Here is a 16,233-nt window from a genome sequence, read left to right on the forward strand (position 1 = left end):
GGCCGGGGCAGGTTCTCCGCCCCGGCTTTCCCTCCTAAAGCGCCTCTAGTACGTCCATCAGCTTCCGAACTTTGTCTACGGATTCGCGGTATTCGTCTTCCGGGTCTGAATCCGCAACGATCCCACACCCTGCCCAGCAGTGAATTCGGCCTTCCGAGTCTGTCATCAGGGTGCGGATTGCAATATTGCTCTCCAGATTATTGGAAAAATCCCAACGGAAGACCGAGCCGCAGTAGGGCCCGCGACGATGTGGTTCCAGGTCGTTGATGATCTCCATCGCCCTGCGTTTGGGCGCACCCGTGATCGAGCCGCCCGGGAAGGCAGAGAGGAGAGCTTTTAACGGAGTATTCCCTGGCTGCAGTCGTCCTTCCACCGTGCTGACCAGTTGATGGACGTTTTCATAGCTTTCGATACTGAAAAGCTGTGGCACCGTGACAGAGAAAGGCTCGCAGAATCGCGACAAGTCATTGCGAATCAAATCCACGATCATCAGGTTTTCGGCCCGGTCCTTTTCGGCGGCCGCGAGGGATCGGGCAATCCGTTGATCATTCTCAGGCGAGTTCAGATCCCGGGGTCGGGTGCCCTTAATGGGTTTACTGATGACTCTGTTGCCATTCTCAATGCTCAGGAACAGCTCTGGTGAAATGCTGAGGACCTGATAGGAACCAGCGTTCACATAGGCACTATGGGGAACGGGAACGGCCTGGCATAGCGCCCGGAACGCCGTGTATGGCTCGCCCAGATAGCCTCCTGTGTATTTGTTGGACAGGTTGACCTGGTAGCAGTCCCCGGCATGGATGTAGCGTAGCACCCGGGACACACCACTGCGGTAGTGTTCGACGGGTTGATCGGCTGTAAAATCCGAGCTGATGTGAAAAGGAGTCGGGCGTCCCGGTTCTCCACTGCTAAGGCGCAGCACCCGTTCCCGGGTTTGCTTGTCGCATTTGGCGTGGAAATCCAGGCGGGGTGGATGGCTACCCGTAATATCCAGCGTTAGCTGCCAGAGGTAGAGCCCAACATAGCCATAATCCCCCGCACTGGCCTCGCAAGAAAATCCGGGCACCGTGTGGTTCCCAGCCTCATAGAACAAGGTGCCCATGATGCCGCCAGCCGGTTCCAGACCCTCTTCTTGGGCCAGTCCCGCCCACGCCTGTTCCAGTTCTTCCGTCAGGCATGAAAAAGCGAGTGCATCCTTGGGTATCGGCCAATGTTTTATCGGGAAGGCCGTGATGATCCGACGTTGCCTGCCAGCGTCGGCGTAGTCAATAAACCCATGTTGGCTGCTGATCTGTGAAACAAGGCATTCCGCCTCTTCCGCACTTAATGTTTTCACGATGTTACATACTTAACAAAATCTTGCATGGGTTCACGGTAGCCTGTGCGACAGCCATAGGCTCTTGAGCGACCGAAGGCCTGGAGCCGGTGCATTCTAAACAATAATCCCGAGGGCAGTAACCAGTATGAAGACTTGTAACGGCATTGGTAAGCGAATTGTCTTGGCGATGATCGCAGGATGTGCGATTTCAACGGCGGCGTTGGCGCAGGATGCGATTGATCGGGAGGATCATGTGCTTTCGGATGGCAAGCTGGACGACAAAGATCTGGCCGCGGTGGTTGCGGTTGCGCAGCGACATCTCACGGAACTGACCGACTCGGTGGTTAAAAATGCAGGTACGGAACTTGAGGAAGCCGGCATTTTCCGTCCAATGGCGTTCATGGTGATGAAGTCCGACAAGGTTCAGCAAATGAGGCTGGAGGAAAAGGCTGAGGAAGCACCGGGGCAGGTCAAGGTACTGATGTATCGCGCAGGTCTGAAATCGATTGCCCGCCGCGGGGAAATCCATGCCTCTGCGATCGCATACCCGGGCAGCGTTGAGAAAGATGGGGAGACCATTCGTGCGCTGGTTCTTGAGCACGAACATCGTCTTGGAATTTCGGGGTTCAAGCTAATACCGATCAACCTGGAAAACGGTAAAGCCAGCTTTGGAAAACCGATGTCGCAGGAAAAGCCGTTCCAGATTTTTTACGACGACAAGGCTGAGGGCGATTCTTCAACTAGCTGATATTTAAGAATATATCGGCTTATTATTACGAACCGAGTTGTTTTGTGACAATTTGTGAATGCATTCACGGAACCAGACTGTAAAACAATCTTAAATGGAGTGGTGAGGTTGAGCCTCACAACCAAGTTAAAAGTTCAACCGGATAACAATAAGTTCAATCAAGGAGAACAATATGAAAGGCCTGAAGAAAATTGCATTGGCAACAGCCGTTGCCGCTGCGCCCTTCGCCGCTCAAGCCGAGCTGCAGGCGATGGACGACAGCATGATGGGCAACGTCACCGGTCAGGCCGGTGTGACCATCGAGCTGGAAACCCAGGTAAGCATCGGTCAGTTCACCTACACGGACGAAGGCACCTTCGCTGTGAAGGATATTGAACTGGGTGGTGCGCTTACTAGTGGTCATCAGTCTGCTGCAGACTATGCTGCAGCAACCGGAGCTGGCGCTCTGTTGGACCAACTTAAGATTGATATCGACATTAACGAGCAAGGTGACGCGATTATTCACGTTGGCTCCCTCCAGACTGATGGAAGCGGCAACCCGATTCCCATCGACTGGGGTATGACTGCAGGCTCCATGGAGCTTGAAGGTGACAACGGCCAAAACACCGTTCTCGTTTCCAACATGGATGCTTGGGGTCTTCTCGGCGCCCTGGACATCGTTGTCGACACTGACAACGTAGATAACCAGGCTGGTACCGGTACCCTAAACATTGACGCAGCGTTCACCGTTGAAGAAATGAGCTTCGACGTTGATTTCCTGGGTGTTGGCATTGCTGGCATGACCATCAAGGGCTCTGAGTCTGGTGGTGTAGCACTCGGTGCAGCCGGCCTTGCGCAGATCTTCGGTGAAGATCCTGCCAACCTGACTCCTGAAGAACAGCGTAAAGTTGGTCTGGCTCAGGCTGGCTTCGCGATTGTTGGTCTGGGCATCTACAAGGGCGACGGCCTGGGTGCTTCCACAGCGACCGACGTACTGCGTATCGATGTTGATGATGTCCTGATGGATATCAACGTTGCCGAAACCAACATCGGCGGTGCAAACATCGGTACCATCGGTATCGACAACCTGCACATCAGCAACACCAAGCTGGCTGTATACGGTCACTAAGCTGATCGCATAACACCTTTGGTGTGAACGCCCCGCCCTGCGGGGCGTTTTTTTGTGCGCCTGAAACGTGCAGGCAAAAAAAGAGCGGTCACTCGCCAGGAGTCACCGCTCTTTCTGTTCCGGGCGTTTGGCGACCGCCTTACCGGTCCGGCACCGCTATAGACAGATCAAACCCGCCGCCAGGGCGGGGCGTTAATGTGATCGGGCCTTCGTTAATGCCGTGGGGCACCTGGATCGTATCAATACCCGGCGGGTTGCCAATGGTGAAGTTCAGGTTCTGGCCGTCAAACCCAACCCCCAGTTGATCGTTCAGAAAGGTCTGACTGAACGGTTCGTCCGGTATCTCGGCCTGCTGACCAAAGATGATCGGCGGAATCGTGGGTGTAAATTCAGCCGGAGGCTGTGCCCGGGCCAGTTCTTCCTGGGGCAACAGCAGGGCACGGCGGAGGAATTCTTCTTCCGCGCTCTCAAGGGCACCTTTCTTACCTTCCCGCTCAAAGCGTTCAAGGGCTTCGCGATAGGCTTCCTCTTCCGCTTCCGTCAGCACGGGTTCGCCGGGCGATATCGTCAGAGAGCGGATGATCTTCTGCCGGTCGGCATCGGTTTGTTGCCGCTCTTTGGGTACCACGATGACAGCAGAATCCTTCACGTAGGTTTCAACCATCTCATCGGAGGTCAGGGTCTGCACCCCGGCCATCAGCGGGGTGCTAAGCGAAACAGCCAGGCTGGCCGTACCAGCCAGGGCGATGTACAGGGGTGTTCGGCGGTTCATGACGTAGCCTCTTGCCGTGTCCAGACGCGAAATGGAGGCGCTTCCGACACTAAACTGCAGTCAGCATGCTCCTTAGTAGCAGTATTCTTCTCAAAGAATTCGATTTCAAGGCGATTTTGTGGCGTTTGTGATCAGAATCGGACTATTTTCAGTATTCTTCTGTTAAACCCGGAAAACGTGTTTATATAACAGGCGTAACCATCCAGTGTTTATAACAGGACTCTTATGTTGAAGGCATTTCGTTCGCGATGGCAGCGCTGGGTCAATCAGCGGATTCCGCGAGCCGATCAGCGAGTATTCGGTCAGCGCAGTATTTTTATCCTGCCTACGGGTGCCGGGGTGGTGTTTACCGGATTGCTGCTGATCATGTTGATTACTGGCATCAACTACCAGAACAGTCTGATATACCTGCTGACTTTCCTGTTGGGTGCGGTGGTGGTTGCGGCCATGCATCAGACCCACCGCAACCTATCGGGCCTGGAACTGACACTGATCCAGGCCGGAGATGGTTTTGCCGGCGATACGATACCCTTTCGGTTGCGGGCTGTGTCGCCCCGCCATGACGCGTTGGCGATATCCCTGTTCTGCGATGACAGTCAACTCGAACACCAACACGTGCCAGCCGGACAGCAGCATGACATGACCCTGGCCATACCGTCTTATCAACGGGGCTACCTGCAGCCAGACCGTATTCGTGTGGAAACCCGTTTTCCCTTTGGTCTTTTCAAGGCCTGGTCGTGGTTGCGCCCGGTCAGGTCCGGCATTGTGTACCCAAACCCGTTGGCGTCCCCGGAGGTAACGAGCACCGTTCAGGACGGAGAGGAACAATCGAAGGCCCGCTCCACGGATGGCAATGACCATGCCGACATTCGGCCCTGGCGGGAGGGGGATCTGAGCCAGAGGGTTCAGTGGAAACGATACGCCCGTACCGGTGAAATGGTGATTACCGATTGGGAAGGTGAACAGGGCAGCCCCCACTGGCTGGACTATGAAGCCTTCAGAGGCGTGGGCCGTGAGCTGCGCCTGGGCTACCTGGCCCATCAGGTGATGGAACGGGCCCGCAACAACAGCCGTTTCGGGCTCAACCTGCCGGGGCAAGTGATTGAACCGGACACAGGCGCCGCTCACGCCAATCGGTGCCTCAAGGCGCTGGCCATCTTTGGTCTCGAGCAACCAAGGGAGGGCGCACCTCTGCCCCACGGTACCCGTTCCGATGAGGTTGGGCATCGGTCCCCTAAGCCGTCTGTGGTTGGGGAGGGTCGGGTATGATTCGCAGGTTTCTGAGTGACTCCCTTAATTCAAGCTCGTTGCAGACGGTGGAATTGGTATCCGGCCGCGCGTTGATATGGCTGATTGCAGGGTTTGTGTTGTTACTGATTCCCCAGTGGGACCGATTGCCGATCTGGCTGGTGGCCAGTTGCGCTGTACTTGCTGGCTGGCGCTGGTTGGCGCAATCCGGGCGGGTCAGGTTACCGGGAAGGTGGATGCGTACCGGGATCATGCTGATACTGGTGGCTGTGTATATTGCGACGGTGCAGGGGCGTTTTACGGTTGATACCGCCGCGTCGTTTTTTGTGTTGGCGGTGGGACTTAAGTGGCTTGAAACCCGGTCCACCCGGGATTTTTATGTGCTGTTTTTCATACTGGTGTACCTGGCGACGGTCAACTTTCTGTTTCATCAGGAGATTCACTGGAGTGTTATTAACATTGCGGGCGTTGCCTTATTGTTGATCGGGCTGCAGGTGGTGAATGCGCCCGACATTCCCGGCGCCATGAAGAAAGGGTGGCGGCGTCTGGGGCTGATGCTGGTGAAGACGTTACCGATAGTGGTGCTCCTGTTCGTGTTCTTCCCACGCATGTCGCCTCTCTGGAGTGTGCCGCTGGTCTCCGGCGAAGCGCGAACCGGTATCAGCGATACCATGACGCCCGGCGATATTTCCAGCCTCGCCCAGAGCAGTGAGCGAGCCTTTCGCGTCACGTTTGGTGGCGAGTTACCGGCTTACCGGGACCGCTACTGGCGCGGGCTTATTCTAGATCGCCTTGACGGAGACACTTGGCAACAGGGCTTTGGAAAGCCCTTTCGTCGGCTTGGCCGTGTTGACGTGGACGGCGGTGTGGGGCCGCTCGGGCCCGATCAGTATGACGTGTTGTTGGAGCCCACGGACCAGACCTGGGCTTTCGCTCTGGCGGACTCCAGAGCGGTGTCCAACAATGTAAGACAGACGAACGAGGATCTGTTCCGGTTTGACCGGCCGGCTGACAGCTCGATCCGATACCGCATGGAGTTGGTGAGGAAACCACCAACGGAGGGCGCCAGTGCCGAGCCCGACAACCTCCAGCGCTATCTACAGTTACCGCAGAGTGGAAACCCGAGGGCACGGGCGTTCGGGCAGCAACTGGCTGGCGAGCACGATAATCCGCAGGCAGTGGTTCAGCGGCTACTGACCCGCTTCCGGGAGCAAGCCTATTTTTACACCCTACGCCCACCCGCCATGCCGGTGGATGGCATCGATAGTCTGTTGTTCGATGAAAAACGGGGCTTCTGCGCCCACTATGCCGGGGCCATGACGTTTGTGTTGCGAGCGGCGGGTATACCGGCCCGCGTAGTCGTTGGATACCAGGGTGGATCTCCAGGTGCCGATAACGAGTACCTGATCGTGCGGCAGTACGATGCCCATGCCTGGGTGGAAGCGTGGTTCCCTGGCCAGGGTTGGGTGAGGGTGGACCCGACAGCGGCCATTGCTCCCGAGCGTATTGAATTTGGTCTTCGGGAGGCAGTGGCTGAGGAAGGCTCGTTCCTTGAGAACGATTGGGCATCGCCGCAGCGCTACGGCGATTTGGCGGTGCTACAGTGGGCTTCCCTTCAGCTCGATAAGATCAATTACCACTGGCAGCGCTGGGTTGTCGGATATCAGGGGCAGTCCCAGATGAACCTGATGTCGCGTTTGCCCGGGGGGATAGGAATGCGGGAGCTTGGCTATATCACCGCGGGTATTGTCGGTGCGGCGTTGTTGCTGGCGGGTTTGGTTACCGCCTGGCAGTACCGCCGCGTGGAAAGCCGGCACCCGATTGGTCGTCTCGTCAACCGCTGGTATCGATTGTGTGACCGCGCGGGGGTGCCGGTGCGTCACGGCGAAACGCCCGCCCAACTGGCTTTCAGGCTTGCCCAGGCAAAACCCGCAGCGGCGGGCACGGCAACGGCTTTTGCCCGATTGATCAACAAACATTACTATGGCCGGGATTCCGAAACCGGTCATCATGGCGAGTTGGCGAAAATGAAGCGATTGCTGGCCACGATGAAACGACAGGCGGATCGGCCGTCAACCAGTTCATCAAAGGGGTGAATACGTGAACGCATCCATAGCAACCATGGCATGGCTTGAAGACGCCTGGGGCCGACTGCTCCAACGCATCGCCGGTAACCGGATGCCCCATGCCCTGATGGTGACGGGCGAGAACGGCGTGGGAAAGCGTTTGTTTGCCAATGCGCTCGCCGGTTTGCTGGTCTGTGAGAAGGCGGACATGGATGCAGGTTCCCCTTGCGGCATCTGTAAGCAGTGCGAATTGGTCGCCGCGGGCACCCATCCGGATATCCGAACTTACGCACCCGAAAAATCACGGATGATCAAGATTGATCAGATTCGTTCGCTGTCCGCGTTCGCGGTCGGCTCTCCCCAGGTGGCTTCCCGCAAGGTGGCCATTATTGATCGGGCGGACCAGTTGAACATCAATTCCGCCAACGCTCTGCTAAAAACCCTTGAAGAACCTGCTGAAGACGTTGTGCTTCTGCTGCTGCAGGAGAGTGGCAGGCCGGTATTGCCGACGATTCGTTCCCGCTGCCAGAGTTTGCTGATCGCCACACCGGATGGAGATCAGGCTGCTGGCTGGCTGGCGACGGCGGTCAGAGCGATGGATGGCGACAACAGGCCAACACCGGAGCAGTGTGCCAAGGCGCTGGCACTGGCAGCCAATGCGCCGCGGCTGGCCCTGGAATACGCTACCGGAGAGTTTATCAGCCTGCGGGATGAGGCGTTGGACAACTTCCGCCATTTCATGAAGGGGCAGCTCACTCTTTCCGAGGCTGCGAAGCCATTCAAGGCGATGGGGCTTGAAAGCGCTCTATGGCTATTTGAGGGCTGGGCTGGTGACCTTGCCCGCATCAGTGTCGGCGGTGAGCCAAGGGATGCGGAAGCGGCGGACATGTTAACGTTCCTTGCCAGAAACAATCCTTCCTGGCGTGCTCATGAGCTCCTGGATGCGATACACGAGTCCAGGTCGGCTGGCGTTTACAACGTGAACCCTGAGTTGGAAGCGGGCCGGTTGCTGATCGCATGGCAGAAACTCATGCCGCGCCGCAGACCAGCTACGGGATAAACAGAGTGGTCAATGGCGCGGCAGGATAGGGCAGTGATGAACAACTACTGCTATGATTGCGGAATATCAGGAGTTTATTGACTCCGATTGCTATCTATACAGAGCTATCAACACAGAGAAAGGTGTTTACTATGGGGCCTGGTTTTGGCGCACGCAGTGGCATTCTCACGCTGACCATCAAGGATAAGGCGGTACTCTACGCGGCCTACATGCCTTATATCCGGCAGGGCGGGTTGTTTATTCCCACGCAAAAGCAGTATCAATTGGGCGATGAAGTGTTCCTGTTGCTCAACCTGATGGATGAGCCGGAAAAGATCCCCGTGGCGGGCAAGGTGATCTGGATTACTCCGAAGGGTGCTCAGGGCAACCGTGCAGCGGGCATTGGCGTGCAGTTCGATGGTGAAGACGAAACCGCGCGTACCAAAATCGAGTCCTACCTGGCGGGTTCATTGAGCTCGGATCGACCCACCCATACAATGTAAGCGCTTCAATGAATGACACCGTTCTGGAAACCCCACCTGATACAACAATGACGTGTCGGGACATCAACTGGTCCCTTAAGCACATTGAACTTGCTGGCTTGCACTGGCCCGCTGACGCAGCCTCTGAAACCTGGCCGGTGCTGATGCTCCACGGCTGGCTGGACAATGCTTTGTCATTTGCCAGGTTGGCCCCGGCGTTAGCGGGCAAACGCGATGTCTACTCTCTCGATATGGCAGGACATGGGCGCTCCGGACACCGACCTGAAGGTCAGGGTTACCAGTTGATGGATTACGTGGCGGACCTCGCGGAACTGATTGAGACCCATTTCAAAGACTCACCGGAAGGGCAGGTTGATCTGGTGGGCCATTCACTTGGAGGTATCGTCAGCGTGCTATACGCGGCGGCATTTCCGGAGCGTGTACGCCGGTTGGTCATGATCGACAGCATAGGGCCGATCAGCCGTAAACCGGATGAGGTGATCGGGCAGATGCGCAAGTCGATCATCAAACGAATGACGGGTTCCGGGAAGGCGGTCGTATACCCTGATATTGGTGCGGCAGCCAAGGCTCGGGAGGGCGGTATGATTCCCTTGTCGCCTGAGGCTGCTCGGATGTTGGTTGCGCGTAGCATGAAACCCTCCGGAGAGGGGTTCGTGTGGCAAACCGATCCACGTTTACGTCACCCATCGATGATGATGATGGATGAGGCTCAGGTCACCGCTTGTCTGAAAAAGGTTGTCACGCCAACGCGGTTCCTGCGTGCGACGCAGGGGCTCCTGGCCAGTCGCCCGGAACTCGATTCACGTTTGTATGCCGTCGCGAACCTGGATGTGGTGGCCGTGCCCGGAGGCCACCATTGCCACCTGGACGGGGATGTTGAACCCGTCATTGATGCAGTCAGAGGCTTTTTAGACGATGCAGAATAAGCGCTTGTCGCAATTAGTAGGTTGGAGTGTCGCCATTTTCATGGGTTTTTCGACCATGGCGTTGGCTCAGATGCCGCCGCCGGAACCGTTTCCGGAAGCGCGCCTTGAGCAGGAAATCAGCATTAAGTCGCCGGGGCACCTGGTTTTGTTCAGTCCGGTCCGTGAGGTGAACAACGAGATTCGCTCCGCGTCCATGGCCCGGCTCCCGGTCAAGGGCGTCGGGCAGTTATACGAAGTTCAGGGCGGCGCCAACCGTGAAGAGGCTCGCGATCACTATCTAAGGGAACTGCAGACCCGTGGCGCCCAGATACTGTTTGAGTGTTCCGGAAGGAATTGCGGGCGCAGTAACGTATGGGCCAACCAGATTTTCGATCAATCCAGCCTCTATGGGCGGGACAACAATCAGGACTATCTTGTTGCCGGTTCGATCGATGAGAACGGCCAGCCATGGCTGACGCTGGTGTATACGGTTACCCGCGCCAATCAGCGCCAGTTTGTCTGGGTTGAACATCTGGTGGCCCCTCAGGGAACCGAGATTCCCGGAATGGGCAACGAGAGCGCGAGAATCAAGGGGCCGGTGATTGTGCCCTGGCAGGGTGGCATCACCTACCGCTTTGAGTGGAGTGGGGCCGATCGCCGCATCATCAATGACTGGGCCGGCGAGGCCGATGCCCGGGTAATACTGACGGCCTATTCCCAGCTAAAGGAAAATGAAACCCTGGAAGCGTCTATGGAGCGGGCGGAAGCGGCAGCACAGTCACTGTCCCAGGTATTGGCCAAAAGTGGCGTTTCAGAAAGCCGTCAGATGATAATCACGGTTGGCCCCACGGTTGTGATACCAAATCCCGACCGTCAAGGTGACCGGGTTGAAGTGATGGTAATTACGAGGTGATGGGGATGAACGGGCCATCCGAGACCGAGCTTCAGGATGAAGAGCAGAAGCCAGCAGACGACATCTCCCAGATTGTCACGAGCACCGGCATATCCGCTGCTCAGTCGACCTCCGAGAAAGGCGATCTCGGGCCGTCTGCCCCTGGTAAGGGCAAAACCGTTGCGCTGACGCTTGGTAGCGGCGGGGCCAGGGGCTACGCCCATATAGGCGCGATTGAGATATTGGTTGAAAGGGGCTACGACATTGTCGCTATCTCCGGCTGTTCCATGGGGGCTTTGATTGGGGGTGTGTTTGCAGCTGGTAAAATGAAGGATTACAAGGACTGGGTAACCGGTTTGGGGCAGTTCGATGTGCTGAAACTGCTGGATGTGACTTTTAGCTCCGTCGGCGCCATTCGTGGAGAAAAAATATTTTCCGTGGTGCGGGAAATGATTGGAGATACCCGAATTGAAGACCTTCCAATTGCCTACACCGCTGTGGCGACGGATCTCCTTGCCCACAAGGAAATATGGTTTCAGGAAGGGCCGTTGGATCAGGCCATCCGGGCATCGGTTGCCATACCCAGTGTGGTGACGCCTTTGGTGTTGAATGGACGCGTGTTGGTGGATGGAGCCTTGCTCAACCCACTGCCCATCATTCCGACCATTTCCTCCCATGCCGATATGATTGTGGCCGTGAACCTCAGCGGAGAAGACGACCGCGGGCGCAGATTGCCGGATGCTGCATTCGAAAATCCCGAGGATGACGGTGATACCGAGGAATGGGTCGAGAAAATCCGTGACAAGGCCTCCCGTTGGTTTGATTGGGACGCCCTGAAGACCTTCAGTCCTAAAAAGGAGGGTGGCTCGTCGAGCTCACCGGAAGAGAAAATCAGCAAGGCGGTGGCGAAGAACGAGAACAACAAAAAGACGCCTGCGATAAAATCGGAACCGAAGAAACACCAGGACGATCACGAGACGATTGACTGGGATAAGCTGGGTATCGGTAAGTTCGATGTCATGAACCTGACCATCGAGACCATGCAAAGCGCCTTGGTACAATACAAAATCGCCGGGTATCCACCCGATTTACTGGTAAACATTCCCAAGAATGCCAGTCGCAGCTATGACTACCACAAGGCGCCTGAGCTGATTCAGCTAGGACGGGAGCGCATGGCCGCCGCGCTGGACCGATACGAAGAGAATCAGAACAGTTCCGGCCCACTGGCGATATGAACGCTGAAGCAGGGAGGCTGCAGCCGGTGGTGGAAAGAGCGTATAATCCTGCGCTTTGATCATTTCCGGACAGGAAGAGCGTTTTGAGCAGCCCGATTGAAGACCTGCATACCGTTAGGGATTACCTACGATACGTGTCATCCCGTTTTGCCGACTCGCCGTTGTATTTTGGCCATGGCACGGACAACGTGTGGGATGAGTCTGTTCAACTGGTTATGCGCAGCCTCCATTTGCCTCTGGAAAACAATACTTTGTTCCTGGATGCGCGGCTGACACGGGAAGAACGTGCGCTGATCCTTGAGCGCATGCAGCGCCGGATTGACGACAGGGTTCCCCTGGCTTATCTGTTGGGCGAGGCTTGGTTCATGGGGCTGCCATTTCATGTGGATGAACGCGTGCTGGTACCTCGCTCACCGTTGGGAGAGCTGATTCAAGGCGGGTTGCAGCCCTGGCTGGGTAACAAACCCGTCGGCAGGATCCTGGACTTGTGCACTGGCAGTGGCTGTATTGGCATTGCAGCTGCGAGTGTATTCGAGGATGCCGAGGTGGACCTTGCGGATATCTCTACCGACGCCCTCGACGTGGCGGCGGTCAACATCGACTACCACGAGGTCGGTGACCGGGTAAGCACTGTGCGCGCCGATGTGTTCGATGGGCTTGAAGGGCGATACGATGTCATCCTCAGCAACCCTCCCTATGTGGACGCTGACGATATTGCGGATATGCCGGCGGAGTATGGCCACGAACCGGAACTTGGCCTTGCAGCCGGGAGAGATGGGCTGGACATCGCCCATCGGATACTCGCGAGGGCAGCCGATTACCTGAACCCTGGTGGCCTCTTGATTGTTGAGGTCGGGAATAGCTGGGTGGCGTTACAGGAAGCCTATCCGGATATGCCGTTTACCTGGCTGGAATTTGAGAATGGCGGCGACGGTGTGTTTCTGTTGACTGCTGAAGACTTACATTAAATACCCTGGATAAGATGCTGAATCATGTCAGGAAATAGCTTCGGAAAATTGTTTACGGTGACCAGCTTTGGTGAGAGCCACGGGGCTGCGCTCGGGTGCATAATTGATGGTTGCCCTCCGGGGCTTGAGCTGTCCGAGGCTGATATGCAGCGGGATCTGGACCGCCGCAAGCCCGGCACATCGCGGCATACCACCCAGCGCCGGGAAGCGGATGAGGTGAAGATTCTGTCGGGGGTGTTCGAAGGTAAGACCACGGGCACGCCCATCGGGCTGGTGATCGAGAATACCGATCAGCGCTCAAAGGATTATTCGAAGATCGCGGAGCAGTTCCGTCCTGCCCATGCCGACTATACCTACATGCATAAGTACGGTGTTCGGGATTATCGGGGTGGAGGCCGGTCTTCTGCACGCGAGACAGCGATGCGGGTCGCCGCCGGTGCCGTTGCACGGAAATTTCTGGAGCAGCGCCTTGGCATCACGATTCGGGGCTATCTCTCCCAGTTGGGACCGATCCGCATTGAGAAGATCGATTGGGATCAGGTTCACCAGAATCCGTTTTTCTGCCCGGATGCCGATAAGGTGCCGGAAATGGAAGCCTACATGGATGCCCTGCGCAAGGAGGGCAATTCCATCGGTGCCCGTATCAATGTGGTCGCTGAGGGTGTTCCTCCCGGCTTGGGTGAGCCGATTTTTGACCGTCTGGACGCGGACCTGGCTCACGCGTTGATGAGCATCAATGCGGTGAAGGGTGTTGAGATTGGCGCCGGCTTTGGGTGTGTTGACCAAAAAGGCACAGAGCACCGGGATGAGTTAACCCCTGAAGGGTTCCTGTCGAACCATGCCGGAGGTGTTCTTGGCGGAATTTCGTCGGGGCAGCCGATCCTTGCCAGTATTGCGTTGAAACCGACGTCCAGCTTGCGGTTGCCGGGGCGGAGTATTGATGTGCATGGCAATCCTGTGGAGGTGATTACCACGGGACGGCATGATCCCTGTGTGGGTATTCGTGCGACGCCGATTGCGGAGGCGATGATGGCCATTGTGTTGATGGATCATTATCTGCGCCATCGTGGCCAGAATGGGGATGTCACTGTGTCTACGCCTAATATTGGGCAGGCCTGACAGTACCATCGACTGACCTGCCAGAACTGGCCAAACGGAGCCTGCCCCGGAGAATAGGGCTATTCAAAACACGCCCGTGAATACGTCCCTGTAGGGCTCGGTCGCGCCATCCCTGGCGCTCCACGGTTTTGAATAGCCCTATTCTCCGGAGCGATTGAGCATTTGTGATAACTCTCTGGAGAGATCCGTATTTACTGGCGACTATCCAACCTCTACTTCTGGTTTTTCGCTCTCCTCGGCGGCTTGCTGCCGTATTGGTCCCTGTATCTGGAAGGCAGGGGCTTCTCCTACCTTGAGATCGCCACGCTGATGGCGACGATTCAATTGACCAAGATAGTGGCACCCAGTGTGTGGGGATGGCTTGGAGATCGGACCGGCCAACGGGTACGGCTGGTTCGGTTTGGTGCCATTACAGGGTCGCTGTTCTTCGTCGGCGTGTTCATGGAGCCCGGGTTTTACGGGCTGTTGTTGGTGATGCTGGCGTTCACGTTCTTCTGGAATGCGATTTTGCCGCTTTATGAGGTGATCACCCTGCGGTCACTGGGAACGCAGCGTGAAAAATACGGCAAGGTGCGGTTGTGGGGCTCGGTAGGGTTTATTGGTGCGGTGGCGCTGGTGGGCGGGATTCTTGAGCTCATCCCGATCACTCTGTTGCCGTGGCTGTTGTTGCCGGTGTTTGCCGGGATTGCAGTGTCGGCGTTTCTGGTGCCGTCGGAGCGGGGGGAGCGTAAGCCACCGGCGCCCAAGGGCAGCCTGAAGGCGATCGTGACTCACCCGGCGGTGGTAACGTTCTTTCTGATGAACTTTCTGCTGCAGGTGTCCCATGGGGCGTACTACACGTTTTTCAGTATTCACCTGGAGCAGCATGGGTACGGTAAGTTGGCGATTGGGTTGTTGTGGTCGCTGGGAGTGCTGGCGGAGATTGGTTTGTTCCTGGTGATGCATCGGCTGACTCGTAATTTCACCGTGCGACAGATTGCGATTGCGGCTCTGGCGTTGACGATGATTCGCTGGGTGTTGATTGCGGAAGTGACGGATATGGTGGCGGTGCTGATTTTTGCGCAGTTGCTGCATGCAGCCTCTTACGGCGCCCTGCACGCGATTTCCGTGCAGTATATCCAGGGTTTCTTCGGGCAGCATCATCACGGTCAGGGGCAGGCGCTCTACAGCGGGCTGACCTTCGGTGCCGGTGGCGCACTGGGTGCCTGGTTGTCGGGATTTCTGGTGGATGGTTTCAGTACTTCAGCCGCTTTCTGGGGCGGAGCAGCGGCCATGGCCATTGCTATTGTCATTACCTGGCGGGGCCTGAGGCCGCCGCCGGAGCAATGATTAGTGTCGCTGTGAGGGTTACCGCGTGTTTTACTGAAGGTCTGCAGCGATATCCAGTAAAGCCTGGGCCTGTGGGCTCAGCGACCGGCCTTTTAGGCCAATACCGCCGAGGATTCGGCTTACGGAATGGGGTACGGAAAGTACGGTGAGTGAGTCGTCGACCATGCTTACCGGCAGCACGCTCCAACCGAGCCCCACACTGGCCATCATTTTAATGGTTTCCAGGTAGTTGGTTGGCATCTGGATTTTCAGGGGTAGGCTTGCGTCAAGAAACAGCCGGCTGATGGATCGGTAGGTGGCAGTGCCGGCCTCTGGAAGCAGAGCATCATAGCGGGACAGGTGTTCTAACCCGGGCTTTTTCAGCGACGCTAGTGGGTGCTCCGGCGAAACCACGAAGGCCATGGCATCTTCCCAGCGCACGTGCACGTCGAACGCCTGATCCATGCTTTCACTGAGCGTCACAAACGCTAACTCGGCCGTGCGTTTGCGCATCTGCCCGAAGGCGCTTTCAGAATCCATGAACTGCAGTTCCAGTGACACCTCCGGAAAATCCCGGTTCAGCCGCCGCAACCAGGCAGGAAGGTGGTGCAGTCCAATGTGGTGGCTGGCTATCACTGATAGCTGTCCTGAAACCGATCCCTCGCGATCTGACAGCGCCTGTCGGGCATTGTGCACTTCATCCAGAATTCGCCGGGCATGGGGCAGCAGGCGTGCCCCTGCGTCCGTTAAGCGGACCTGTCTATTACTCCGGTCGATCAGCTTCGTTCCCAATTGGTTCTCCAACGCTGCCAGTCGTTTGCTGATTGCTGGCTGAGTCAGGTGCAACAGCTCTGCCGCCTCGGAGAACGACTCTTGGTCTACGATTGTCAGGAATGCTTTCAGGGAGTTCGGGTCCATTGTGGTTACCTCCTTAATTGCGACACTTGGTGTAGGTCGCATGCCGGGAAAACCTTTCCAAAAAACGCCCGTGAATACGTCCCTGTAGG

The 16,233-nt window shown here is 56.8% G+C and carries 15 protein-coding genes; 12 read left to right on the forward strand and 3 right to left on the reverse strand.

The features are described 5' to 3' along the window. Positions 1 to 34: 34 nt before the first annotated feature. On the reverse strand, positions 35 to 1,333 hold the full coding sequence (pabB, locus tag MDG893_RS04750) for an aminodeoxychorismate synthase component I (protein ID WP_007152590.1): 1,299 nt from the start codon (positions 1,331 to 1,333) through the stop codon (positions 35 to 37). A 127-nt stretch (positions 1,334 to 1,460) separates the two neighbouring features. Between pabB and MDG893_RS04755 the strand changes: the two genes are divergently transcribed. Beyond that, a complete protein-coding gene (locus MDG893_RS04755; protein WP_007152591.1) occupies positions 1,461 to 2,063 on the forward strand; it encodes a hypothetical protein in 603 nt (200 codons plus the stop codon). A 172-nt stretch (positions 2,064 to 2,235) separates the two neighbouring features. Next, the gene (locus MDG893_RS04760; protein WP_007152592.1) at positions 2,236 to 3,171 is read left to right on the forward strand and encodes a DUF6160 family protein; all 936 of its coding nucleotides are present in this window, start codon (positions 2,236 to 2,238) and stop codon (positions 3,169 to 3,171) included. Between the two features lie 139 nt (positions 3,172 to 3,310). Here MDG893_RS04760 and MDG893_RS04765 read toward each other — a convergent pair whose 3' ends face one another. After that, positions 3,311 to 3,943, reverse strand: coding sequence for a hypothetical protein (locus tag MDG893_RS04765; protein ID WP_007152593.1), 633 nt, complete (start codon positions 3,941 to 3,943; stop codon positions 3,311 to 3,313). A 225-nt stretch (positions 3,944 to 4,168) separates the two neighbouring features. On the opposite strand from MDG893_RS04765, the gene MDG893_RS04770 reads away from it, so the two are divergent. The 10 genes from MDG893_RS04770 to MDG893_RS04815 all read left to right on the forward strand — a co-directional run bounded on the left by MDG893_RS04770 (position 4,169) and on the right by MDG893_RS04815 (position 15,247). Continuing rightward, a complete protein-coding gene (locus MDG893_RS04770) occupies positions 4,169 to 5,212 on the forward strand; it encodes a DUF58 domain-containing protein (RefSeq protein WP_007152594.1) in 1,044 nt (347 codons plus the stop codon). Then, positions 5,209 to 7,287: a transglutaminase TgpA family protein gene (locus MDG893_RS04775; RefSeq protein ID WP_007152595.1), complete on the forward strand. Its 2,079-nt coding sequence runs from the start codon at positions 5,209 to 5,211 to the stop codon at positions 7,285 to 7,287. Before MDG893_RS04770 ends, MDG893_RS04775 begins: the two co-directional genes overlap by 4 nt. Before the next feature lie 25 nt (positions 7,288 to 7,312). Further along, the gene (gene holB / locus MDG893_RS04780) at positions 7,313 to 8,317 is read left to right on the forward strand and encodes a DNA polymerase III subunit delta' (RefSeq protein WP_007152596.1); all 1,005 of its coding nucleotides are present in this window, start codon (positions 7,313 to 7,315) and stop codon (positions 8,315 to 8,317) included. Positions 8,318 to 8,448: 131 nt separating this feature from the next. Then, positions 8,449 to 8,799: a PilZ domain-containing protein gene (locus MDG893_RS04785; RefSeq protein ID WP_007152597.1), complete on the forward strand. Its 351-nt coding sequence runs from the start codon at positions 8,449 to 8,451 to the stop codon at positions 8,797 to 8,799. A gap of 8 nt (positions 8,800 to 8,807) precedes the next feature. Next, a complete protein-coding gene (locus MDG893_RS04790; protein WP_007152598.1) occupies positions 8,808 to 9,725 on the forward strand; it encodes an alpha/beta hydrolase in 918 nt (305 codons plus the stop codon). Positions 9,726 to 9,765: 40 nt separating this feature from the next. Next, entirely contained in the window at positions 9,766 to 10,617 is an 852-nt protein-coding gene (locus tag MDG893_RS04795; RefSeq protein WP_007152599.1) for a DUF4892 domain-containing protein, read from the forward strand. Next, positions 10,617 to 11,831 (forward strand): patatin-like phospholipase family protein, encoded by a 1,215-nt coding sequence (locus tag MDG893_RS04800; RefSeq protein ID WP_007152600.1) that lies wholly within the window; start codon positions 10,617 to 10,619, stop codon positions 11,829 to 11,831. Before MDG893_RS04795 ends, MDG893_RS04800 begins: the two co-directional genes overlap by 1 nt. A gap of 83 nt (positions 11,832 to 11,914) precedes the next feature. Then, complete coding sequence (gene prmB / locus MDG893_RS04805) at positions 11,915 to 12,799, forward strand: 50S ribosomal protein L3 N(5)-glutamine methyltransferase (RefSeq protein ID WP_007152601.1); 885 nt, start codon at positions 11,915 to 11,917, stop codon at positions 12,797 to 12,799. Positions 12,800 to 12,823: 24 nt separating this feature from the next. Next, positions 12,824 to 13,918 carry a chorismate synthase gene (aroC, locus tag MDG893_RS04810; protein ID WP_007152602.1) on the forward strand — a complete coding sequence of 365 codons (1,095 nt, stop codon included), beginning with the start codon at positions 12,824 to 12,826 and terminating at the stop codon, positions 13,916 to 13,918. 189 nt (positions 13,919 to 14,107) lie between these two features. Continuing rightward, a complete protein-coding gene (locus MDG893_RS04815; RefSeq protein WP_040474292.1) occupies positions 14,108 to 15,247 on the forward strand; it encodes an MFS transporter in 1,140 nt (379 codons plus the stop codon). Between the two features lie 30 nt (positions 15,248 to 15,277). Here MDG893_RS04815 and MDG893_RS04820 read toward each other — a convergent pair whose 3' ends face one another. Continuing rightward, positions 15,278 to 16,144 (reverse strand): LysR family transcriptional regulator, encoded by an 867-nt coding sequence (locus tag MDG893_RS04820; protein WP_007152604.1) that lies wholly within the window; start codon positions 16,142 to 16,144, stop codon positions 15,278 to 15,280. Positions 16,145 to 16,233 lie beyond the last annotated feature (89 nt).

Origin of the sequence: Marinobacter algicola DG893 (assembly GCF_000170835.1) — a bacterium.
GTDB lineage: Bacteria > Pseudomonadota > Gammaproteobacteria > Pseudomonadales > Oleiphilaceae > Marinobacter > Marinobacter algicola.

Bases quoted from the DNA above. Each gene is read 5' to 3' on its own strand.
- MDG893_RS04755 (WP_007152591.1), top strand. From the start codon at position 1,461: ATGAAGACTTGTAACGGCATTGGTAAGCGAATTGTCTTGGCGATGATC.
- MDG893_RS04775 (WP_007152595.1), top strand. From the start codon at position 5,209: ATGATTCGCAGGTTTCTGAGTGACTCCCTTAATTCAAGCTCGTTGCAG.
- MDG893_RS04800 (WP_007152600.1), top strand. From the start codon at position 10,617: ATGGGGATGAACGGGCCATCCGAGACCGAGCTTCAGGATGAAGAGCAG.
- MDG893_RS04795 (WP_007152599.1), top strand. From the start codon at position 9,766: ATGGGTTTTTCGACCATGGCGTTGGCTCAGATGCCGCCGCCGGAACCG.
- MDG893_RS04820 (WP_007152604.1), bottom strand. From the start codon at position 16,144: ATGGACCCGAACTCCCTGAAAGCATTCCTGACAATCGTAGACCAAGAG.
- aroC (WP_007152602.1), top strand. From the start codon at position 12,824: ATGTCAGGAAATAGCTTCGGAAAATTGTTTACGGTGACCAGCTTTGGT.
- MDG893_RS04785 (WP_007152597.1), top strand. From the start codon at position 8,449: ATGGGGCCTGGTTTTGGCGCACGCAGTGGCATTCTCACGCTGACCATC.
- MDG893_RS04770 (WP_007152594.1), top strand. From the start codon at position 4,169: ATGTTGAAGGCATTTCGTTCGCGATGGCAGCGCTGGGTCAATCAGCGG.
- holB (WP_007152596.1), top strand. From the start codon at position 7,313: ATGGCATGGCTTGAAGACGCCTGGGGCCGACTGCTCCAACGCATCGCC.
- MDG893_RS04760 (WP_007152592.1), top strand. From the start codon at position 2,236: ATGAAAGGCCTGAAGAAAATTGCATTGGCAACAGCCGTTGCCGCTGCG.
- MDG893_RS04790 (WP_007152598.1), top strand. From the start codon at position 8,808: ATGAATGACACCGTTCTGGAAACCCCACCTGATACAACAATGACGTGT.
- MDG893_RS04765 (WP_007152593.1), bottom strand. From the start codon at position 3,943: ATGAACCGCCGAACACCCCTGTACATCGCCCTGGCTGGTACGGCCAGC.